General features: G+C 32.2%; 16 protein-coding genes. 11 read left to right on the forward strand and 5 right to left on the reverse strand.

Annotated elements, in window-relative coordinates:
* Positions 1-26: 26 nt before the first annotated feature.
* From RHP49_03970 to RHP49_03980, 3 genes are all read left to right on the forward strand, one after another.
* On the forward strand, positions 27-6,137 hold the full coding sequence (locus RHP49_03970; GenBank protein ID WNH13418.1) for an MG2 domain-containing protein: 6,111 nt from the start codon (positions 27-29) through the stop codon (positions 6,135-6,137).
* Positions 6,138-6,278: 141 nt separating this feature from the next.
* A complete protein-coding gene (locus RHP49_03975; GenBank protein ID WNH13419.1) occupies positions 6,279-6,803 on the forward strand; it encodes a hypothetical protein in 525 nt (174 codons plus the stop codon).
* 2 nt (positions 6,804-6,805) lie between these two features.
* Entirely contained in the window at positions 6,806-8,221 is a 1,416-nt protein-coding gene (locus tag RHP49_03980; protein ID WNH13420.1) for a M64 family metallopeptidase, read from the forward strand.
* 1 nt (position 8,222) lies between these two features.
* Here the strand turns inward: RHP49_03980 and RHP49_03985 are convergent, their stop codons facing one another.
* From RHP49_03985 to RHP49_03995, 3 genes are all read right to left on the reverse strand, one after another.
* Positions 8,223-8,744 (reverse strand): DUF4136 domain-containing protein, encoded by a 522-nt coding sequence (locus tag RHP49_03985; GenBank protein WNH13421.1) that lies wholly within the window; start codon positions 8,742-8,744, stop codon positions 8,223-8,225.
* Between the two features lie 122 nt (positions 8,745-8,866).
* On the reverse strand, positions 8,867-9,865 hold the full coding sequence (gene obgE / locus RHP49_03990) for a GTPase ObgE (GenBank protein ID WNH13422.1): 999 nt from the start codon (positions 9,863-9,865) through the stop codon (positions 8,867-8,869).
* Between the two features lie 171 nt (positions 9,866-10,036).
* On the reverse strand, positions 10,037-11,146 hold the full coding sequence (locus RHP49_03995) for an adenylate kinase (GenBank protein WNH13423.1): 1,110 nt from the start codon (positions 11,144-11,146) through the stop codon (positions 10,037-10,039).
* A 136-nt stretch (positions 11,147-11,282) separates the two neighbouring features.
* On the opposite strand from RHP49_03995, the gene RHP49_04000 reads away from it, so the two are divergent.
* The 3 genes from RHP49_04000 (at position 11,283) to RHP49_04010 (ending at position 15,108) form a co-directional block, all read left to right on the forward strand.
* The gene (locus tag RHP49_04000) at positions 11,283-12,437 is read left to right on the forward strand and encodes a 5-(carboxyamino)imidazole ribonucleotide synthase (protein WNH13424.1); all 1,155 of its coding nucleotides are present in this window, start codon (positions 11,283-11,285) and stop codon (positions 12,435-12,437) included.
* Positions 12,438-12,439: 2 nt separating this feature from the next.
* Positions 12,440-12,919, forward strand: coding sequence for a 5-(carboxyamino)imidazole ribonucleotide mutase (gene purE / locus RHP49_04005; protein ID WNH13425.1), 480 nt, complete (start codon positions 12,440-12,442; stop codon positions 12,917-12,919).
* A 152-nt stretch (positions 12,920-13,071) separates the two neighbouring features.
* On the forward strand, positions 13,072-15,108 hold the full coding sequence (locus RHP49_04010; GenBank protein ID WNH13426.1) for a M3 family metallopeptidase: 2,037 nt from the start codon (positions 13,072-13,074) through the stop codon (positions 15,106-15,108).
* 34 nt (positions 15,109-15,142) lie between these two features.
* On the opposite strand, the gene RHP49_04015 is transcribed toward RHP49_04010, so the two are convergent.
* Positions 15,143-16,060, reverse strand: coding sequence for an AraC family transcriptional regulator (locus RHP49_04015; protein ID WNH13427.1), 918 nt, complete (start codon positions 16,058-16,060; stop codon positions 15,143-15,145).
* 171 nt (positions 16,061-16,231) lie between these two features.
* Between RHP49_04015 and RHP49_04020 the strand changes: the two genes are divergently transcribed.
* The 4 genes from RHP49_04020 (at position 16,232) to RHP49_04035 (ending at position 19,070) form a co-directional block, all read left to right on the forward strand.
* Positions 16,232-17,731 (forward strand): aldehyde dehydrogenase family protein, encoded by a 1,500-nt coding sequence (locus tag RHP49_04020; protein ID WNH13428.1) that lies wholly within the window; start codon positions 16,232-16,234, stop codon positions 17,729-17,731.
* 66 nt (positions 17,732-17,797) lie between these two features.
* Positions 17,798-18,160 carry a DUF779 domain-containing protein gene (locus RHP49_04025; GenBank protein WNH13429.1) on the forward strand — a complete coding sequence of 121 codons (363 nt, stop codon included), beginning with the start codon at positions 17,798-17,800 and terminating at the stop codon, positions 18,158-18,160.
* Positions 18,161-18,249: 89 nt separating this feature from the next.
* Positions 18,250-18,804, forward strand: coding sequence for a sigma-70 family RNA polymerase sigma factor (locus RHP49_04030; protein ID WNH13430.1), 555 nt, complete (start codon positions 18,250-18,252; stop codon positions 18,802-18,804).
* A gap of 2 nt (positions 18,805-18,806) precedes the next feature.
* Positions 18,807-19,070 carry a hypothetical protein gene (locus tag RHP49_04035; GenBank protein ID WNH13431.1) on the forward strand — a complete coding sequence of 88 codons (264 nt, stop codon included), beginning with the start codon at positions 18,807-18,809 and terminating at the stop codon, positions 19,068-19,070.
* On the opposite strand, the gene RHP49_04040 is transcribed toward RHP49_04035, so the two are convergent.
* Positions 19,063-19,896, reverse strand: coding sequence for a hypothetical protein (locus RHP49_04040; GenBank protein ID WNH13432.1), 834 nt, complete (start codon positions 19,894-19,896; stop codon positions 19,063-19,065). The genes RHP49_04035 and RHP49_04040 overlap by 8 nt on opposite strands.
* A 120-nt stretch (positions 19,897-20,016) precedes the next feature.
* Between RHP49_04040 and gcvP the strand changes: the two genes are divergently transcribed.
* Complete coding sequence (gene gcvP / locus RHP49_04045) at positions 20,017-22,866, forward strand: aminomethyl-transferring glycine dehydrogenase (GenBank protein WNH13433.1); 2,850 nt, start codon at positions 20,017-20,019, stop codon at positions 22,864-22,866.
* Positions 22,867-22,909: the final 43 nt, after the last annotated feature.

The following is a 22,909-nucleotide window of genomic DNA, read 5'->3' on the forward strand; positions in this document are numbered from 1 at the left end:
AGTAAATTAGACACAAACTTTTAATGATGAAACACACACTATCTATATTAATGATAATCCTTTTTGCTAATTTATCTAATGCGCAAACCAATGATTATAAAAACCTCTGGAGTAAAGTTGACACTTTTGAAATGCAAGGTTTACCAAAATCGGCTTTAAAAATTGTTGAAACCATTAAAAAGCAAGCCACAAAAGACAAAAACAAACCACAGCTTATAAAAACTATGCTTTTTAAAAGCAAGTTTGCATTGATTTTAGAAGAAAATGCACAATTAAAAATTATAAATGACTTTAAAACTGAAATAGAAAAAAGTACATTTCCAACAAAAAATATTTTAGAAAGTTTACTTGCTAATTTATACTGGCAATATTTTAAACAAAATAGGTGGCAATTTTACAATAGAACTAAAACATCTGAAAAAGTTGATACTACAGATTTTAGAACTTGGGATTTACAAACGCTTTTTAACGAAATTCATATCCATTTTCAAAGCTCGTTACAAAACGGATTGATGCTTCAATCTGAAGCTTTAAACACTTACGAAGCTATATTAAAACTTCAAAAAGAATCTCAAGTTTACAGACCCACGTTGTTCGATTTTCTAAATCATAATGCTTTAGAATTTTACAAAACGAATGAATCAAACATAACCAAACCTGCTTATAAGTTTGAAATTAATAATCCTGATTTTTTATGTGATTCTGAGGTTTTTTCAACTTTAACCATCACATCTAAAGATTCAACTTCGTTGCAGCTGAATGCTATAAAAATTTATCAGAATTTAATTCAGTTTCATTTAAAAGATAAATCACCTTTAGCCTTAGCTGATGTTAACATAGAACGCCTAAAATTCATAAACCAAAACGCTACTTTCAATGATAAAGAAGCTCTTTTATTAGCAACATTAGAAACTGAAAGTAACCAAATAAAACCTCATGAAGCAACTGCTTTATATGATTTTGAAATGGCCTCCATTTACGTTAAACAAAGTATAAAATACAAACCTAATAATGAAACCAATCGTTGGAAAGCTAAAGAAGCTATAGAAATTTGTAATAACATTATTTCTAAATTCCCTAAAAGTAAAGGCGCTGAAAAATGTAAAATTTTAAAACAACAAATTGAGTTACAAACGCTTCAAATTACCACTGAAAATTTCCTTCCCATCCAAAAAAACGCACGTCTGCTTGTACGTTATAAAAACATAGACCAACTTCAATTTAAAATTTTTAAAATTAGCAGAAAGCAATTAGAAAAACTAAATAAAACATACAGAAAAGACGAGCAGTTAAAGTTTATTGAAAAGCTAAATGTAACAAGTGATTGGAATAGTATTTTACGAAACGAAAATGATTATCAAACGCATACCACAGAAATTTTAGTTCCAAAACTAAACAACGGTACGTATTTAATTTTTGCGAATTTAAAAAGCAATAGTGAAACCTTTGCTTTTAGTACCATACAAGTTACCAATTTAGGATTGGTTGAAACCGATAGCGAAAATTACAAAACGTTTCAAGTTATTGATAGAATTAACGGCAAACCAATTGTTGACGCTAAAGTTGAACTTAGTTTTCAAGAGAATAATAGTCAAAACATACTAACTGAAAATCATACAACAGACACAAAAGGACTCATAACTATTAAAAAGGATAACGACCGCTATAGAAACATTACGGCAAAGGTTAACTACGAAAACGACTTAGCTTATTTTGGAGATTACTATGTTAACCGAAAATACAAAAAGAAAAAAGAAAAAACTATTTATAAATCGTTCTTATTTACAGATAGAAGCATTTACAGACCAGGGCAAACAGTTTATTTTAAAGGTATTGCTATGAAAACTGAAAATAGCAAATCTGAAATAATTCCAGACGAATCAGTTTTTGCCACATTATACGATACAAACGGTCAACAAATTTCAGACTTAAATTTTGACACCAACGAATTTGGTTCATTCTCAGGAGAATTCATACTACCTAACGGAGGTCTTACAGGACAATATTACATTGAAATCTCCTCTGTCTTTTTACCGATTAAAGAAAACTATTACTTCTCAGTAGAAGAATATAAACGTCCAAAATTTGAAACTAAATTTACTCCTGTAACCGAAACCTATAAAGTTAACGATTCAGTAACCATAAAAGGTCATGCATTGGCTTATGCTGGCAGTAACATTACTGATGCCAAAGTGGTATATCGTGTACACCGAAAGGTAGAATACCCACGTTGGTATTATTGGTACCGACCAAGATTTAACAGCGAGTCTCAAGAAATAACACATGGAGAAACTATTACAGATGAAGAAGGCACATTTGAAATTATTTTTAAAGCGCAACCAGACCAAAGCGTAGATAAAACTAGTTTGCCAATTTTTAAATATGAAATCACTGCCGATGTTACCGATTTAAATGGCGAAACACGAAGTGCTACAACCCTAGTTAATGTTGGATATCATGCCTTAATAGCCAATATGTCAATTGCAAATCTTTTAGATAAAACTAAAAAGACACATGCCATTAATATTAATACCAAAAATTTAAATGGCGAGTTTGTTCCAGCAAATGGCGTTATTAAAATTTATAAACTAAAAGCACCAAATAGTGTTTTAAGACCGCGACCTTGGGCAGCTCCAGATTATCAAGACATTTCTGAAGAAACTTTTAAAAACCTATTTCCGCATGATGCATATCATAATGAGCATAATTCTAACCATTGGGAAAAAGGCGATTTAGTTTTTAATAAATTATTTAATACCAATAAATCAAAAACCTTAAAATTAGGCAACATTAAAAAATGGGAATCAGGTCAGTACATTATTACTCTAGAAAGCAAAGACAGGTTTGGACAAATTGTAAAAGACGAGATTAAAACAACACTTTATAGCGATACGGATAAAACTTTGGCAGACCATCAGCTATTTAGTATTACAAGTAATAAGTCTAGTTATAACACAGGCGATACAGCTATTATAACGTTGGCTTCGGCGGCCTATAATTTAAACGTAACCGTTTCTATTGAGAAGAAAAACAAGGTTACACAAACACAGATTATTCATTTAAACAACAATAAAAACACTATCAGCATTCCTATAACAAATGAAGACGTTGGTGGCTTTTCGATACAGTATAGTTTTGCTGCTTTTAATAGTTTTGAATCTGCTAACTTAAATATTTCTGTACCGTATTCTAAAACTGATTTAGATATTGAAACCATCACCTTTAGAGATAAATTACAACCAGGTACTGATGAAACGTGGAGTTTTAAAATTAAAGGTCCACAAGGTGATAAAGTAAGTGCCGAGTTATTAGCAAGTATGTACGATGCATCATTAGATCAATTCAAACCCCATACTTGGAATTTTAATCCCATTAATAATCCGACGTTTTATTCATATAATCAAGGTAATGCGAGACAGAGTTTTGGGATACGTAATTTCAGGGTTTATAACACAAGACGAAGTCTTTATTATCCACAACAATATTACGACCAATTCAATTGGTTTGGATTAGACTTAAGAGGATCGAAAAGATATAGTATTACATCTGCTTTACGAGGAAGAGTTGCTGGAGTTCAAATTGTGGAAGATGAGATGGAAGTAGAAGAAATTACGATGTTTAATTCTGAATCTGATTTAGATGAAGTTGTAACTGTTGGTTATGGTACCCAAAAGAAAAATGACTTAGTTGGCAATAGTATAAAGGATAGGACTTCAATAAGTTTGAATGAACAACCAAACTTCGACAACATAAAAATCCGTAAAAACCTTCAAGAAACAGCCTTTTTCTTTCCTCAGTTAAAAACAGATCAAGCAGGTAACATAAGTTTTAGCTTCACCACTCCCGAGGCTCTAACCCAATGGAAATTGCAATTATTAGCACATACCAAAACATTAGAAAGTACGACTAAAACATTAACAACAGTAACTCAAAAAGAATTGATGGTGATACCAAACGCACCACGTTTTTTACGCGAAGGCGATTATATTACTATCAGTTCTAAAATTGCAAACCTAACAGAAAAAGAACTTTCTGGAGAAGTCATTTTAATATTAACAGATGCCATTTCTGGGAAAGATATTTCCAGTAAACTTTTCCATAAACAAGCTAATTCTCCCCTTTCGGAAGAGCCAGAGAAGGCTTTTACCGCTCTTGCAAAAGGCAATATACAAGTATCATGGAATTTGTCGATTCCTGAAGATATACAAGCAGTGCAATATAAAATAATAGCTAAATCAGGAACCTTTAGTGATGGTGAACAAAATGTATTGCCTGTTTTATCAAACAGAATATTGGTTACTGAAACGTTGCCCATGTGGATTCGCTCTAATGAAACAAAAACATTCACTTTGGATAAGTTAAAAAATACTTCGAATGCGCTCAGTACAAGCTCCTCAACAACACTCAAAAACCACAAACTGACTTTGGAAATGACTTCCAATCCTGCATGGTATGCAGTACAGGCGCTTCCTTATTTAATGGAATATCCTTACGAGTGTAACGAACAAACGTTTAGTAAATATTATGCCAATGCATTAGCAAGTCATATTGCAAATTCAAACCCTAGAATTCAAGACGTATTTAATCAATGGAAGTCTCAGGATGTACTTATTTCTAATCTTGAAAAAAATGAAGAGCTTAAGTCTATTTTAATTCAAGAAACACCTTGGCTACGTGATGCACAAAGTGAAACCGAACAGAAAAAACGTATCGCATTATTATTTGATTTAAATAAAATGAATAGTGAATTACAATCGGCAATGCGTAAATTAGAAAATAACCAAATGACCTCAGGAGGTTGGGCTTGGTTTAATGGCGGACGAGAAAACCGATACATTACCCAACATATTATTACTGGTTTTGGTCATTTAAACAAGTTAAGCGTCACCCTGAGCGCAGTCGAAGGGTCTAAAATGACAGAAAAAGCTATCGAATATTTAGATGCTCAATTTATAAAAGAATACAAAGACATTAGAAAATATGATGTAAAAACAGATTTATCTAAAGACCATTTAAGTTACACCCAATTACATTATTTATACATGCGAAGTTTTTATTCGGAAATAAAAAAATCGAAAGAAGTTGAAACTGTAATGGCATATTATCAAACTCAAATTCAGAAATACTGGTTAAATCGCTCTTTATATTCAAAAGGATTAATGGCTTTAGTATCGCATAGAAATAAGGATTCTAAAACAGCTTCTGAAATATTAAAGTCTTTAAAAGAAACGAGTATTACTTCAGAAGAGTTAGGCATGTATTGGAAATCAAATACCAATTCATGGTACTGGTATCAAGCGCCTATAGAAACACAATCTCTTTTAATTGAGGCTTTTTCTGAAATTGAAAACGAAACAGAAATCATTGATAATTTAAAAGTATGGCTTCTTAAAAATAAGCAAACAAACCGTTGGAAAACCACCAAAGCAACTACCGAAGCGGTGTATGCCTTATTACTTCAAGGTAGCGATTGGTTAAGTGTAACGGATATGGTTGATGTGGTTATTGGCGGACAACACATTGAACCGTCAAAACTTGAAAATGAAAAAATTGAATCAGGCACAGGTTATTATAAAACGGTATGGAATTCTCAAGAAATTAAACCAAAAATGGCAAACGTTACTCTAACTAAAAAAGGCAAAGGAATTGCTTGGGGAAGTTTAAACTGGCAATATTTTGAAGATTTAGATAAGATCACAACTGCTGAAACACCTCTAAAATTGAGCAAAAAACTATTCCTTAAAACGAATACAGATTTAGGTGAGGAAATTTCAGAAATCACAGAAAAAACACATTTAAAAGTAGGCGACTTGGTTCGCGTTAGAATAGAATTACGAAGCGACCGTGCTATGGAGTTTGTTCATATGAAAGATATGAGAGCTTCTGGCTTAGAACCTATAAATGTTTTATCGGAATATAAATGGCAAGATGGTTTGGGATATTATGAAGCGACAAAAGATGCCTCAACAAACTTCTTTTTTGATTATTTACCAAAAGGGGTTTATGTTTTTGAATACGATTTACGTGTAAATAATGCAGGTCATATGAGTAATGGCATAACAACTATACAAAGTATGTATGCGCCAGAATTTAGCAGTCACAGCAAAGGCGAAAGAATTAATATAGAGAGATTTTAACATTAAGCTAACGTTACTCTTTTAAAACTTAACATTACTTATTATTCTTCATAGTTAAAAGGTGGTCTACAAATACCTCCTTTTTATATATTAGTGTTTCGTTTAAAATCTTAACTTTACAGGAACTAAATAGTTGTTAGATTGATAAAATCATTGCCCCAAAATAATTCTACTTACAATAACCTTAATACAATTATTTTACTTCTTATTGTATTATTAGTAATGTCTTGTGGCACTAAAAAAAGCAGCGTTCAAGAAGGAGCTATAGAAGAAATAAATCCGAAGCTTCTATTTTTAAACTATACTATTTCAAAAGATAAAAGCGATAAAAAATCAATCCAGTTTATTAATAAAATAATAGCTGATGGCAAAGCAAAATCTAACAGTAACAAATACTTTAATACAGGAAAAGTAGGCGATTTAAAATGTGCTCAATTAGATAAAGATTCTACAGAAATTAATCATGTTATAATCAAAAATCCTTTGCTTAAAACTATTGAATCTCTAAACGACTCGCTAATCTTTGAAAACAAAAATATCATTCTAAACAAAGCGCCTATTTCATTAAGACTACAATTAAATAGTAAAACAAAATTGATTGTTATTAGCGAAATAATAGATACTCTACAAAACAGCTCCCCTTTAATTACCACAAAGCTTGATTAACTATGAAGTATATTTTTTTAATAGTTTTCCTAATTAGTTTTCAACATGTTTCTGCTCAAATTTTTGACATTGAACCTATTAAAATTTCTGGCGATGATAAAAGAATAAACCTCGTCATTTTAAGTGAAGGCTACCAAGAAAGTGAACTAGATAAGTTTATAACTGATGCTACTAATTTTACAAATAAAGTATTTAACGAATCTCCTTTTAAAGAATATGCAAACTATTTTAATGTGTATGCCATAAAGGTACCTTCTGACGAAAGTGGAGCAGATCATCCAGGAACTGCTACAAACGTTACCGAGCCTTATAACAATTTAGCTACAACTTATGCAGACACTTATTTTAATGCTACTTATGATTCTTTTGGAACACATTGGCTACTCTATTATGAAATAGATGGTAATAGTGCAAATAATACTAAAGCCAAAATAAATACTCTTTTAGCTACTAATTTCCCTTCTTACGACCAAGCTTTAATTTTAGTAAATTCATCTGAATACGGTGGAAGTGGAGGCGATTTCCCAATGGCTTATACCGGGTATTGGGGAACTAATGTTATCATGCACGAAATTGGTCATTCCTTATTTAATTTAAAAGATGAATATTACCCTGGCGATATTTTAGCTGCTGAAGCTATTAATATGACAAAAGAAACCGATCCAAATTTAGTAAGATGGAAAAACTGGCTAAACTATAATAATGTTGGAATATACCAATATACGTGTTCTACTGGTAGTTGTAATGAATGGTACAAACCTCATCAAAATTGTATTATGGAAAGTATAGACAAACCTTTCTGTTCTGTTTGTAAAGAAGGAATTATTGAAAAAATACATGAATTAGTATCGCCTATTGATACTTTCACACCAACTTCTAACACACTTGACAATTCTAGTTTCCCTATTAATTTTCATTTAGAATTAATAGAACCAAATCCGAATACATTAAAACGTAATTGGACTTTAAACACCCTAGATTTTGCAACCGATGTAGATGATGTTTCTGTTTTAGAAACAGATTTAAATTCAGGAGTAAACACATTAACAGTTGTTATTAATGACGAAACATCTTTAATAAGAGTTGACAATCATGATACATTTCATGTTTATACTGTAACGTGGACTATTGATAACACATTAGGCTTTGAAGATATTACTTCAAAAATAAATAATTATAATATCTCTATGTTTCCTAACCCATCAAATAACATCGTTAATTTTAAATTAGAAAGCACCAGTGATGCAATAATGAAAGTTGACATTATTTCTTTAGACGGAAAAATAATAAAAACCATTTCTATATCTAATTACCAAACACATCAAGTAGATGTTAGTAATTTAAGTCAAGGTATCTATTTGACTAATTTCTATACTAATAATACTTTTATTGCTAGTAAAAAACTGGTTAAGAAATAATCTACTTTTTAGGAGGATACTTTACTAATACTTTTTCAACAATAGCATTTAAACGTGCTTCTCGATTTTCTGGTGTAGCGTTTGTGTTAAAACTTGATTCACTTATTGCTTGCCAAAACAACTGTTTTTTATTTTCGTCTACAAAATCGATAGAGATTTGACGATTTATATTTGCCTGACCAATAGGTAATCCTATAGAAATTCCACCACCTACATTACGTCCACCACCACCTACTCCAATACCCACAGTTTCTCGTTGTACCCCTTGATATTCAGTGCTTTTTATATCAATAAAAAAATCTGGTGTATCAGACAAAGAAAACCCTTTCTCTTTCATTTTTAGGTCTAAGGCATCTAAAAGACGATTCGTATCAAACTCACTTAATCCCGTTTTCATATCACTATAATAATTATAGGTTTGATACTTGGAAAAGTCAGTTCCTCTATCATAATCATATGCCACATAAATTGGAGCGCAAGAAACGACTAACAGAAATAAAATAATCGTTTTAATAAATTTCATAATCTATTTTTTTATAAAATTAATCAAAAATTATTTCAATAATATGATTCTATACTAGAATTGCATTAGGCGCTGAAGCGGTTGTTTGAGCTCCTAGAAGAAAGTCTCCTTGTAGCAATACACTAATCATTCAACATTTTCCACAACGTGTCTTTTAACTCAGTAATTCCTTGTTGAGCAACCGACGAAATAAATAAGTATGGTATAGGCAATTCGTTATCAAGTTCTACTTTAAGCTCTGCTTTTAACTCATCATCCAACATATCGGATTTAGAAATCGCTATAATACGATCTTTATCCAACATTTCTGGGTTGTAACGACGAAGCTCATCTAATAGAATATCGTATTGTTTTTTAATATCTTCAGCATCGGCAGGAATTAAAAATAATAATATAGAGTTACGCTCAATATGACGTAAAAAATAATGCCCAAGACCTTTTCCCTCTGCTGCTCCTTCTATAATTCCAGGAATATCTGCCATCACAAAAGTTTTAAAATCGCGATATTCTACAATACCTAAATTAGGTTTTAGGGTTGTAAACTCGTAATCGGCAATCTTTGGCTTTGCAGATGTAACAACCGATAAAAGCGTTGATTTTCCAGCATTTGGAAATCCAACTAAACCAACATCAGCAAGTACTTTTAATTCTAAAGTAATATGTCGCTCTTCTAGCGGCATACCAGGTTGTGCATAACGCGGTGTTTGGTTCGTTGACGATCTAAAATGCCAATTTCCTAAACCACCTTTTCCACCTTGAGCTATAATTCTTTCTTCATCATGCTCGGTAATTTCAAAAATAATTTCGTTGGTTTCAGTATCTCGTACAACAGTTCCCAATGGCACATCTACATACATATCTTCACCATCGGCACCAAAGCTTCTGCTTTTACTACCACTACCACCATGACCTGCTCTAATATGCTTTTTAAACTTTAAATGAAGAAGTGTCCAAAGGTTTGAGTTTCCTTTAAGAATAACATGACCGCCACGGCCACCATCACCACCATCAGGTCCACCTTTGGTTATATACTTTTCGCGATGTAAATGCGCAGATCCTTGCCCTCCTTTACCAGAGCTTACAAACATTTTTACGTAATCTACAAAATTCCCTTCGGTCATGATTCAAGTTAAAAGTTATGAGTTAAAAGTTAAAAGTTTTCCAACTCTTACTTTTTATTTTTTCCGCGAAAGCGAAACATTTAAAATATGTAGTTCTCAAGAATTAGAAACTATATTTTTATATTTGAGATACAGTTCCTAATTTTTGAGATTTATGCTTTCCTAAAAGCCTTATAATTTGTCAATTACACTACTTAAACGTACTGTAATATCTTCAATACTACCAACACCATCAACACCATAATATTTGTCTTGAGCCGAGTAGTAATCTTTTAAAATAGCTGTTTTATTATAATATTCTGTGATTCTGTTTCTAATAATAGATTCATCGGCATCATCTGCTCTTCCGCTTGTTTTCCCTCTACCTAGTAAACGTTCTACTAAAATCTCGTCTTCAACTTCTAAAGCTATCATCGCATTTATTTGCGAATCTTTACTATCCATTAATTTACTTAAAGCGTCTGCTTGTGCATTGGTACGAGGAAAACCATCAAAAATAAAACCATTAGCATCGGTGTTTTTTTCAACCTCAGCATTTAACATATCAATGGTTACTTGGTCTGGAACCAGTTCGCCTTTATCCATATAAGATTTAGCTAACATACCTAGAGCGGTTTCGTTTTTAATGTTAAATCTAAAAACATCGCCTGTAGAAATGTGTACTAAGTTGTATTTTTCTTTTAAGAATTCTGCTTGTGTTCCTTTCCCTGCTCCTGGAGGGCCAAATAGCACTAAATTTGTCATGTGTTTTGTTTCTTTTATTTGATATACTTCAGGAATATCTCTTCCTAATCCATCATAGTCTAAGCCGTAACCAACTATAAATTTATTAGGAATTTCAATTCCAACATAATGTAGTTTAAAGTCTTTTTTATATGCTTCGGGTTTATAAAACAGCGTGGCAATTTTTAAAGATTTTACATTTTCATTTTTAAAAATTCGGTGCACTTCTGCCAATGTATTTCCCGTATCAATAATATCTTCTAAAATAACAACCGTACGACCTGTTAAATCTTGAGTAAGCCCAATTAAACGTTGAATATCTTCTGAAGACTTTACGCCTTCATAAGAAGCTAACTTTATAAAAGTAACTTCACATGGTTTTGGGTACTTTTTTACAAAATCGCTCACTACCATAAACGATCCATTTAAAATGCCAATAAATACAGGGATTTCATCTCCAATATCATTCGAGATTTCCTCTGCCATTTTAGACAATGCCTTGTCTATATCTTGTGCAGAAATAAATGGTTTAAAATATTTGTCGTGTAGCTTTATCACGGTAATTAATTTTTGAAGAGGCAAAGATAATCAATAGATTAAGGAATAACGCTTTTTTGATTTACGAATTAAGAAGTAATTTAAGATTTAAGTGTATTTTTGCATATCAATTAACAGAAAATTGTAATTATAAACAATGAATTATTTTTCTTCAAATTTTAAACTTGGTATTCTTGGTGGCGGACAATTAGGTAAAATGCTACTTTACAATACCAGAAAATTTGACATTTACACAAGTGTTCTAGAAGCTAGTAATGAAGCACCATGTAAAATTGCTTGCGATGAATTTCACTTAGGTGATTTAATGGATTACGATGCGGTTTACAATTTTGGAAAACAAGTAGATGTTTTAACTATTGAAATTGAGAACGTTAATATAAAGGCATTAGAAGCACTAGAAAAAGAAGGTGTAAAAGTATACCCTGCTTCTAAAACACTAAGAACGATTCAAAACAAAGCGACACAAAAACTATTTTATATTGATAACCACTTACCAACAGCTCCATTTTCCAGATTTGCCTATACTTCTGAAATAAAAGAAGCTATTAACCACGGTGGTTTAACCATGCCTTTTGTTTGGAAGTGTGCTCAGTTTGGGTATGATGGTACGGGTGTTAAAATTGTAAAAACAATTGATGATTTAGAAGGCTTACCTAATGTAGAATGTATTGCCGAAAACTTAGTACCTTTTAAAAATGAATTAGCAGTTATTGTGGCAAGAAATGCTTCAGGAAATGTTAAAACCTATCCTGTTGTAGAAATGGAATTTCATCCAGAAGCGAATCAAGTAGAGTATGTGATTTGTCCAGCAAGAATTCCAGAAGCTGTTGCTAAAAAAGCAGAAGAAGTGGCTTTAAAAACTTCCGAAGCTTATAATCACGTAGGGCTTTTAGCTGTTGAAATGTTTCAAACCCAAAATGATGATATTTTAATAAACGAAGTCGCTCCTAGACCACATAACTCTGGTCATCAAACTATCGAGGCTAGTTACACCTCTCAATTTGAACAACATATTCGTGCTATTTTAAATCTGCCTTTAGGAAGAACTGATAGTAAAGTTGGTGGTGTTATGGTAAATTTAGTTGGAGCCGAAGGCTATTCAGGTGATGTTGTTTATGAAAATATTGAAACTATTATGAATATGGATGGTGTTACACCACATATTTATGGTAAAAAGCAAACGCGACCGTTTAGAAAAATGGGACACGTTACTATAGTAAATGAAGATTTAGCTGAAGCTAGAAAAATAGCCGAAGCGGTAAAGAAAACGATAAAAGTAATAAGTAAATAATTATGAGTAAAGTTGGAGTTATTATGGGAAGCAAAAGCGACCTACCTGTTATGCAAGATGCTATTGACATTTTAAAGGGATTTGATATAGAAGTTGAAGTTGATATTGTTTCAGCACACAGAACTCCCGAAAAATTATTTGACTATGGTAAACATGCACACACTAGAGGTTTTTCAGTTGTTATTGCTGGTGCTGGTGGAGCTGCTCATTTACCTGGTATGATTGCTTCTTTATCGCCATTACCAGTAATTGGTGTTCCTGTAAAAAGCAGTAACTCTATTGATGGCTGGGACTCTGTGCTTTCTATTCTTCAAATGCCAGGTGGTGTTCCTGTGGCAACTGTAGCATTAAACGGCGCAAAAAATGCTGGAATTTTGGCAGCACAAATTATTGGTTCTTCTGATAAATGTGTGCTTGATAAAATTATTGCTTACAAAGAAGGTCTAAAAATTAAAGTAAACGAATCAGCTAAAAACTTATAATAAAAAAAGCCTCAAATTAAATTCGAGGCTTTTTAGCTATTAACAAAAATTCTTTTGAGTTAGTCACTCTGTATATTTTTCTGACTCAAAGATATAAAAAATTTATTATGTACGCATAGTAAACTTCTTTTTTTAACATATTTACATCTAAAATGATAAAGAAATCATTAATCACGCCTTTTAATACTAAGTATAATACAGCTCCTTTTTCTAAAATTAAAAACGAAGATTATCTTCCAACTTTTAAAGAAGCGATTAAAGAAGCTAAAGACGAAATTGCAGCTATTGTAGATAATGAAGAAGCACCTTCTTTTAAAAATACCATTGAAGCTTTAGACTTCTCAGGAGAACAATTAGATAGAATTTCCAGTATTTTCTTTAACTTGAATTCTGCCGAAACCAATGAAACTATTCAAAAAATAGCACAAGAGGTTTCACCTTTATTATCAGAGTTTAGTAATGACATTACCTTAAATTCAGATTTATTTAAACGCGTAAAAGCTGTTTATAATGCTAAAGATGAATTAGATTTAACTACCGAACAACAAACTCTACTTGATAAAAAATATAAAAGTTTTTCTAGAAACGGCGCAAATTTGCCAGAAGACAAAAAAGAAAAACTTAGGGAAGTTGACAAAAAATTAAGTCAGTTAAAATTAAAATTTGGAGAAAACGTATTAGCCGAAAACAATAAATTTGAAATGCTAATAACTAATGAAGATGATTTAGCGGGCTTGCCAGAAGGCACCATAGAAGCTGCTAAACAATTAGCTGAAAGCAAAGACAAAACAGGTTGGCTGTTTACTTTAGACTACCCAAGTTATATACCGTTTGTAACGTATGCAGATAATAGGGAACTTCGCAAAAAAATAACCCTTGCTGCAGGAAGCAAAGGCTTTCATAATAACGCCTTAGACAATCAAGAAAACGTTTTGCATATAGTAAAACTTCGTCATGAACGTGCTAACTTATTAGGCTACAAAACCCATGCACATTTTGTTTTAGAAGAACGCATGGCAGAAACGCCAGAAACTGTTCTTAATTTTTCTCATGAACTGTTAGACAAAGCAAAACCAGCTGCTGAAGACGAATTTAAAAATTTAGAAAAATTTGCTAAAGAATTAGATAATATTGACCGACTTGAAAAATGGGACGGCTCTTATTATTCAGAAAAGCTAAAACAAAAATTATTTAGTTTAGATGATGAATTACTAAAACCATATTTTAAATTAGAAAATGTCATTGATGGCGCTTTTACGATAGCCAATAAATTATTCGATTTAAACTTTGAAGAAATCAATGATATTGACAAATACCATGAAGATGTTTTAACCTACAAAGTAACCGATAATAATGGCGATTTAGTATCTATTTTTTATGCCGATTTTTTTCCTAGAGCAGGAAAAAGAAATGGTGCGTGGATGACGTCTTACAAACCTCAATACATAATAAATAACGAGAATAGCAGACCGCACGTTTCTATAGTTTGCAACTTTACAAAACCAACCAAAAGCAAACCATCGCTTTTAACTTTTAATGAAGTCACAACCTTATTTCACGAATTTGGTCATGCCTTACACGGCATGTTAGCCAACACTACCTACCCTAGCCTATCTGGAACTAGTGTGTATTGGGATTTTGTGGAATTACCTAGTCAAATTATGGAAAACTGGTGTTTTGAAAAAGAAGCTCTAGAATTGTTTGCAAAGCATTATGAAACTGGAGAAATTATCCCGATGGAATTGATTGAAAAAATAAAAAAATCGTCAACCTTTCATGAAGGCATGCAAACCTTACGCCAGTTAAGTTTCGGACTTTTAGATATGAGTTGGCATAGTGAAGATCCATCAAAAATAACAAATGTAAAAACTTTCGAATCTGAAGCTTTTAAGAACACATCACTATATCCTGAAACCAAAGAAACTTGCATGAGTACAGCCTTTTCTCATATTTTTCAAGGTGGTTATTCTTCTGGTTATTACAGTTATAAATGGGCTGAAGTTTTAGATGCCGATGCTTTCGAATATTTTAAAGTATCAGGGATTTTTAATAAAGAGGTGGCTACTAAATTTAAAGACAATGTACTTTCTCAAGGTGGTACAGAAAACCCGATGACACTTTACAAACGTTTTAGAGGACAAGAACCAAAACCTGAGGCTTTGTTGAGACGAGCTGGGTTATTGAAATAGAACCAATTCCGCTTAGTTAAATCTTAAATTAAAACTAGGCGGAAATAGAGTTTTTAAATTGCTGAGGTGTCATCAATTCCATTTTTTTAAATTGCCTGTTGAAATAACTCACATTATTAAAGCCAGATTTAAAAGCAATTTCGGACATTCTAAAATCCTTGGCTTCTTTTATTAGTTTTTTAGAAAATTTAATTTTTTCCGAATTAATATAATCAATAGGAGAAATGCCTAATGTATTTTTGAATTGCTTATGAAAGTGTGATGTACTCATATAAGCTTTTTTAGACAAAATATCTACCGTAATATCCTTATTCGTTAAATTCTCTTTAATAAATTTAATCACAGTCCCAATTCTGGTATCACTGAACATTTGATTCGGATCATTTATAATTAACGCTTTTGCTTTAGTTTGTAATAACCTAACTATTAGTTCTTGAATCATTAAATCCAGAAGCACATCCTTTGATTTATTATTGTTTGTAAACGTATAAGTTAAGCGTTCTATTAGATGGTTTACATCTATATTATTTATTAAATGAGATGCATTTTTATCTAAATCCCAATTGTTATTTTCCTTTTCAATGGTAACATTTTGATTAAATTTTTCTACGACTTCATCAATTTTAAAAGTATCAATTCCTAAAGCTAAACATTGAGTAGGACTGTCTTGAGTTGCTAGAGGAAAATCTATAACCATTTCCTTTTTAGTAGGCATTACTACCGATTCGCCAGGAAAAAAATCAAATGCCTCTAACCCATCAATATGCATAATTTTCTTTCCAGTAAGCATACTAGCTATAATTGGAAAATCGAAGATTAATGAAACTTTTTCTGCATAAGTGTGAGTTTCATAAATATTTAATTCAGCATACTCTGCACTATAAATTGTTCTATTCTCTACCAAAGTGGAAAGCTTTCTGTGACTTCTATGGTGATTTAATAACTGCCTCATAATCAATATTACAAAAAAATAATTTTAAAAGTTTGTTATGATAGATACGTTCAAAAATATGATAAATATGTTCAATATAATTAGAAAATGATAAAATAACTTTATAAAAACAAAATTTTTACTAAAAATTAAGCCAAAAAACTAAACTATTAATAATTAAATAAATTTTATATGAGTTATTCTAAACCAAAATTTAAAGAGACCTATTTCAATTTTATAAATGGAAAATTCACGCCTCCAATTGGAGGAGAGTACTTTGAAAACACATCTCCAATTGATAATAGTTTAATTGCTAAATATCCGCGTTCTCAAAAAGAAGATGTCGAATTAGCTTTAGATGCTGCTAATGTTGCAAAAGAAGCTTGGGGAAATACTTCAGCAACACAACGTGCCTCATTATTAAATAAGGTTGCTGATATTATTGAAGAAAATTTAGAAGAATTTGCTTTAGTTGAAACATGCGACAATGGAAAACCAATTCGCGAAACACTAAATGCAGATATTCCTTTAGCTATAGATCATTGGCGATATTTTGCAGCTTGTATTAGATCTGAGGAAGGTAGCGCAACTGAATTGGATGTCAACACTTTATCCATGAATATAAAAGAACCACTTGGCGTTATTGGTCAAATTATACCTTGGAATTTCCCCTTATTAATGCTGTCTTGGAAATTACCACCAGCTTTAGTAACAGGAAATTGTGTCGTTTTAAAACCTGCAGAACAAACACCATCTTCTGCCACGTTATTAATGGAGAAAATTGCAGATGTTTTTCCTCCAGGTGTTGTAAATATTGTACATGGTTTTGGTCCTGAAGCCGGCAAACCTTTAGCCTCAAGTTCTAAAGTAGATAAAGTAGCTTTTACTGGAGAAACCACAACTGGGCAATTAATTATGCAATATGCATCGAAAAATTTGAATCCTGTTACTATGGAATTAGGTGGAAAATCGCCTAACATCTTTTTTAATTCCGTTATGGATGCAGACGATGCCTATTTAGACAAAGCCATTGAAGGTGCTGTTTTATTTGCCTTTAATCAAGGTGAAGTATGTACATGTCCTTCAAGGTTACTGGTTCAAGAAGATATCTATGATGCCTTTATGGAACGTGTCATAGCTAGAACAAATGCTATAATCCAAGATAATCCATACAATATCAATACTATGGTTGGAGCCCAGGCCTCTAACGATCAATATGAAAAAATTCAGTCATATTTAAAAATAGGGAAAGAAGAAGGTGCCAAAGTGCTTGCAGGTGGAGAAGCCAACAAATTAAGCGGAAATCTGGCTAAAGGATTCTACATAAAGCCAACCATTTTGGAAGGCCATAATAAAATGCGCGTCTTTCAAGAAGAAATTTTCGGACCTGTAGTATGTGTTACTAAATTTAAAAATGAAGCTGAAGCATTAGAAATAGCAAACGACACTCTTTATGGTTTAGGCGCAGGTGTCTGGACACGGGACGCACATCAATTATATCAAATTCCAAGAGCCATAAAAGCTGGTCGTGTTTGGGTAAACTGCTATCATACCTATCCAGCCCATGCACCATTTGGAGGTTATAAAAAGTCTGGATTTGGCAGAGAAAATCATGTCATGATGCTTAATTATTATCGTCAAACCAAAAACATGTTAATCTCATATGATAAAAATAAATTAGGGTTTTTCTAATAGATTGACTATTAATTGTTAAGGCTGAATTATTAAATGATTCAGCCTTTTTTAATATATTTAAATATGAAAAGAATTGCTATCACAGAAGCAGCAGCTAATATTGTAAACCAATTAAAAAACAAACATGGTGAACTCATTTTTCATCAAAGCGGCGGATGTTGCGATGGTTCTGCTCCCATGATTTTTGCCAAAGAAGATATGTATCTAGATGACAGTGATGTGCTATTAGGAATCATAGAAGGCGTAAACTTTTATATGAATATAGATCAATTTGAATATTGGAAACACACACACTTAACAATAGATATCACAAAAGGTCGAGGCTCTAGTTTTTCTTTAGAAATACCTTTAGGTATTCGATTTATAATTCATTCAAGACTTTTAACAGATGAGGAAAATGCTGTTTTAAATCCAAAGAAAGGATGAAAAATCCAAGTTGAAAAAAGCCAAAATTCAAAGATTGAAAAACATTCATTTATTTACCTTATTTTTGACTAAATAAAAATTTCGCAACAATGCCCAAACATAAAATTAATCCAAATAAGTGGATCGATTTATATTCCGATTATCTTTACAACTACACGATTTCTCGTGTTAGTGATAGAGAGATTGCGCAAGATTTGGTTCAAGACACCTTTTTTGCAGGGCTAAAATCTATGAAAAATTTTAAAGGAGAAGCAAGTGAACGCACCTGGCTCATCTCTATTTTAAAACGAAAAATTATTGATCACTACCGAAGAATAAATTCTAACAAAGGAAAAGCAGAAGTTAGAATTACTTATAATGATGATAGTGAAAGTGAGGGTGATTGGCTAGAAGAACGCGTTGCAGATCCTTTTGACAAAACTGCAGAAGACAGTATGCAAAACGAAGAACTTGGTGATGCTATACTTCATTGCTTAAGCAAATTACCAAAAAAACAAGCTGATGTTTTTAAAATGAAAACCATTGAAGGTTTTGAAACAGAAGTAATTTGTAATGAACTAAATATTACAGCGTCTAACCTTTGGGTAATCATTCATAGAGCTAGAACAGCTATGGCCGAATGTTTAAAAGAAAACTGGTTTTAATTATGAGCAAGAAAGTTAAGGTTGTAATTCCTTGTGATGAAGCAAATCATGTTTGTGATAAAACACAATACAAAGAAGCTTCATTTTGGGAAATGATAAAACTCAATATACATTTAATTTACTGCAGAGCTTGTAGAAAATATACAAAGAACAATGCTCTACTTACTAAATCAATTACAAATTCTAAAGTTGAGTGTCTTAATAAAGACTGTAAAGAGAAAATGAAACAAAAACTTGAAAAAGCCATAAAGGAAGAAACTAATTAAATAAAAGCATCATAACAAGCCATAGAATTGGCAACCCTTCTACCCAAAGCGCACTGTAATATTTCCTTTGTTCAATTTTAGAATATACCAATAACAATAGTGTAAAAACTGTAATAATCAGTAATATTAAAATTTCACTAAGCATTATGTCGTTTTTAAAAAACTCTAAAAAGAAAAAAACTAATAATAATATTACACCTATAGCCTTAGTTTGCTTCACGCCTATTTTTTGAGGCACCGTAGAAAGCTTCAAACTATCATATCGTAAATCCCTGATTTCAAAAGGCAACATTAAAACAATTATAAAAATATAGCGCTGCACACCTGTTAATATTACGTCTGCATTTATAAAATAATCATTATTTATTAACGGAAGAAAAACAGTAACACCACTCCAAACCAATCCTATTAAATATATTTTAAGTCCACCAATACTTCTCAAATTATGTTGACTATCTAAAAACAAACGCTTTGGTAAAAAAGGAATAGCATATAAAAACGTAACAATACCAAAAACAGCAATATAAAACAATGTAATTTTATTCAGTTGAAGCCCATAATAACACATCAATAAAAAACAAAAAAAAGAAAACAACTGAATACTTTTTAACCAGTTGGTTAGGCTTCTATGATGAAATTTTGCAATCCCAAAATATTTTACAAAATTATAACCTGTTATAGTCGCATAAAATATAAAATATAATACATGTTCATCATAAGAAATATCAAATTCAATAAGCGTTAACCAGGTTAATGAATATACCGATAACGCTACATGAATACTACTATTTATATAAAAATTTAAAAGTTTCTTAAGCACTGACATTTTACAAAAATAAACAAACTGTTAATAACGTTTCCAAATGGTTAAAAACTTTCCGTTTTGCACAATAAAACGCATTAATTATTACTTATTTTTGCGATTTATATAACAAATCATAACTTAATGAACACAAACGCTTTTGCATTGCGTCATATTGGCCCTAGAGAAGAGGATAAAAACCTTATGTTACAGACTATTGGTGTCGACTCATTAGACCAATTAATATATGAAACCATACCAGATGATATTCGTTTAAAAAACGGATTAAATTTAGAAGAACCTATGACAGAGCATGAATATTTGCTCCACATACATGAACTTTCTAAAAAAAACAAAGTCTATAAAACTTACATCGGGTTAGGATATCACCCAACAATACTACCTGCAGTTATACAAAGAAATATTCTTGAAAACCCAGGATGGTACACAGCATACACACCTTACCAAGCTGAAATTGCACAAGGAAGATTAGAAGCGCTTTTAAATTTTCAAACCATGGTTATTGATTTAACAGGAATGGAAATTGCAAATGCATCACTTCTTGACGAAAGTACTGCAGCAGCAGAAGCTATGAGTTTATTATTTGCAGTTCGTGATCGTGCACAAAAAAAGACAGGCATAAATAAGTTTTTTGTTTCAGAAAACATTCTACCTCAAACATTATCGCTTCTTCAAACTAGAGCAACCCCAATTGGTATTGAGTTAGTTATTGGTAGTGAAGATAATTTTGATTTCTCTTCAGAATTCTTTGGAGCCATTTTACAATATCCAGGTAAAGATGGACAAATAACAGATATAAAAACTTTTATTAGTAAGGCTAATGATGCTCAAATAAAAGTAGCTGTAGCTGCCGATATTTTAAGCTTGGTAAAATTAGAAGCTCCCGGTAAATTTGGTGCCGATGTTGTTGTTGGAACCACCCAACGTTTTGGTATTCCAATGGGCTATGGCGGTCCTCATGCAGCCTATTTTGCTACCAAAGAAGCATATAAACGTGACTTACCTGGGCGTATTATTGGTATTACAAAAGATACTAATGGCAACAGAGCTCTCCGCATGGCTTTACAAACACGCGAGCAACATATTAAACGCGACAAAGCAACTTCAAATATATGTACCGCACAAGTTTTACTAGCTGTAATGGCTAGTATGTATGCGGTTTACCATGGAGCAAACGGTTTAAAATTTATTGCCAATAAAGTTCATAATAAAACATCTACTTTAGCCAATGCTTTAGAAAAACTAGGCTATAAACAAGTAAACACGTCTTTCTTTGATACGCTTCAGGTAAAAACAAAAGCTAAAAAAATTAAAAAGGTTGCTACAGAAAAGAAAGTAAATCTATACTATCCAGATAAAAACACAGTTACCATTTCTATTAATGAAACCACTTCAATTAGAGATATTAACTATTTAATTTCAGTTTTTGCAGAAGCCGCTAAGAAAGAAACTATTGTGTGTTCTTCTATTGAAAGCTTTAATAATATTGATGAATCGATACAAAGAACTTCGGATTTCTTAACTCTTGATGTTTTTAAAACATATCATTCTGAAACCGAATTGATGCGTTATATAAAATCGTTAGAGCGCAAAGATTTATCATTAAACCATTCTATGATTTCTTTAGGATCTTGTACCATGAAACTAAACGCTGCATCAGAAATGTTGCCTTTAAGCATTTATAAATGGGCCAATATTCATCCTTTTGTTCCTGCAAAACAAGCTAAAGGCTATTTAACTGTTTTAAAAGAATTAGAAGATCAGCTAACTGAAATCACTGGCTTTGCAGCCACTTCCTTGCAACCTAATTCGGGTGCTCAAGGAGAATTTGCTGGACTTATGGTAATAAAAGCATATCACGAATCGCGTGGCGACCACCATAGAAACATTTGCTTAATTCCATCATCTGCTCACGGTACAAACCCAGCTAGTGCTGTTATGGCTGGTATGAAAGTTATTGTTACCAAATCAACCGAAGAAGGCAATATTGATGTTGATGATTTGCGCGAAAAAGCAGAATTATACAAAGACAACTTATCGTGTTTAATGGTAACCTACCCATCCACACATGGTGTATATGAATCTGCTATTAAAGAAATCACTAAATTAATTCATGATAATGGCGGACAGGTTTATATGGATGGTGCCAATATGAATGCCCAAGTAGGACTTACCAATCCAGGCAATATCGGAGCTGATGTTTGCCACCTCAACTTACACAAAACATTTGCTATTCCTCATGGAGGTGGAGGTCCTGGTGTTGGCCCTATATGTGTAGCTAAACAATTAGTGCCATTTTTACCAGGAAATCCAGTTATTAAAACAGGTGGTAAAAAAGCAATTACAGCCATATCTGCAGCACCTTATGGATCTGCTCTTGCTTGCTTGATATCTTATGGCTATATTAAAATGTTGGGTGCCGAAGGTTTAACAGAATCTACTAAAATAGCCATTTTAAATGCCAACTATATTAAACAACGTTTAGAAGGTAATTTTGATACTTTATATTCTGGTGAACGTGGTAGAGCTGCACATGAGATGATTGTAGACTGCAGACCTTTTAAAGCCAACGGCATTGAAGTTACAGATATAGCGAAACGTTTAATGGATTATGGTTTCCATGCTCCTACTGTTTCTTTTCCTGTTGCTGGAACATTAATGATAGAACCAACAGAAAGCGAAAGTAAAACAGAAATTGACAGGTTTTGTGATGCAATGATTTCTATTAAAAAAGAAATAGATAGCGTTTCTAAAGAAGACAACAACAACGTTTTAAAAAATGCGCCTCACACCTTAGAAATGATTACAGCCAACACATGGGATTTACCATACTCTCGTGAGGCTGCAGCATTTCCTTTAGACTATGTAAAAACAAACAAATTTTGGCCTAGTGTAAGACGTGTGGATGATGCCTATGGAGATAGAAATTTAGTATGCTCCTGCGTTCCTATTGAAGCCTATGCAGAAGCGTAAAATAAGCTGTTGAACATCGTAAAATAATTCGAAAATATCATGC

This window comes from Flavobacteriaceae bacterium HL-DH10 (genome assembly GCA_031826515.1).
GTDB lineage: Bacteria > Bacteroidota > Bacteroidia > Flavobacteriales > Flavobacteriaceae > Thalassobellus > Thalassobellus suaedae.

What these genes read in the sequence shown, in the direction of transcription:
- RHP49_03970 (WNH13418.1), top strand. Translation starts at nt 27, where the DNA reads ATGAAACACACACTATCTATATTAATGATAATCCTTTTTGCTAATTTA.
- RHP49_03980 (WNH13420.1), top strand. Translation starts at nt 6,806, where the DNA reads ATGAAGTATATTTTTTTAATAGTTTTCCTAATTAGTTTTCAACATGTT.
- RHP49_03985 (WNH13421.1), bottom strand. Translation starts at nt 8,744, where the DNA reads ATGAAATTTATTAAAACGATTATTTTATTTCTGTTAGTCGTTTCTTGC.
- obgE (WNH13422.1), bottom strand. Translation starts at nt 9,865, where the DNA reads ATGACCGAAGGGAATTTTGTAGATTACGTAAAAATGTTTGTAAGCTCT.
- RHP49_04000 (WNH13424.1), top strand. Translation starts at nt 11,283, where the DNA reads ATGAATTATTTTTCTTCAAATTTTAAACTTGGTATTCTTGGTGGCGGA.
- purE (WNH13425.1), top strand. Translation starts at nt 12,440, where the DNA reads ATGAGTAAAGTTGGAGTTATTATGGGAAGCAAAAGCGACCTACCTGTT.
- RHP49_04010 (WNH13426.1), top strand. Translation starts at nt 13,072, where the DNA reads ATGATAAAGAAATCATTAATCACGCCTTTTAATACTAAGTATAATACA.
- RHP49_04015 (WNH13427.1), bottom strand. Translation starts at nt 16,060, where the DNA reads ATGAGGCAGTTATTAAATCACCATAGAAGTCACAGAAAGCTTTCCACT.
- RHP49_04020 (WNH13428.1), top strand. Translation starts at nt 16,232, where the DNA reads ATGAGTTATTCTAAACCAAAATTTAAAGAGACCTATTTCAATTTTATA.
- RHP49_04025 (WNH13429.1), top strand. Translation starts at nt 17,798, where the DNA reads ATGAAAAGAATTGCTATCACAGAAGCAGCAGCTAATATTGTAAACCAA.
- RHP49_04030 (WNH13430.1), top strand. Translation starts at nt 18,250, where the DNA reads ATGCCCAAACATAAAATTAATCCAAATAAGTGGATCGATTTATATTCC.
- RHP49_04035 (WNH13431.1), top strand. Translation starts at nt 18,807, where the DNA reads ATGAGCAAGAAAGTTAAGGTTGTAATTCCTTGTGATGAAGCAAATCAT.
- RHP49_04040 (WNH13432.1), bottom strand. Translation starts at nt 19,896, where the DNA reads ATGTCAGTGCTTAAGAAACTTTTAAATTTTTATATAAATAGTAGTATT.
- gcvP (WNH13433.1), top strand. Translation starts at nt 20,017, where the DNA reads ATGAACACAAACGCTTTTGCATTGCGTCATATTGGCCCTAGAGAAGAG.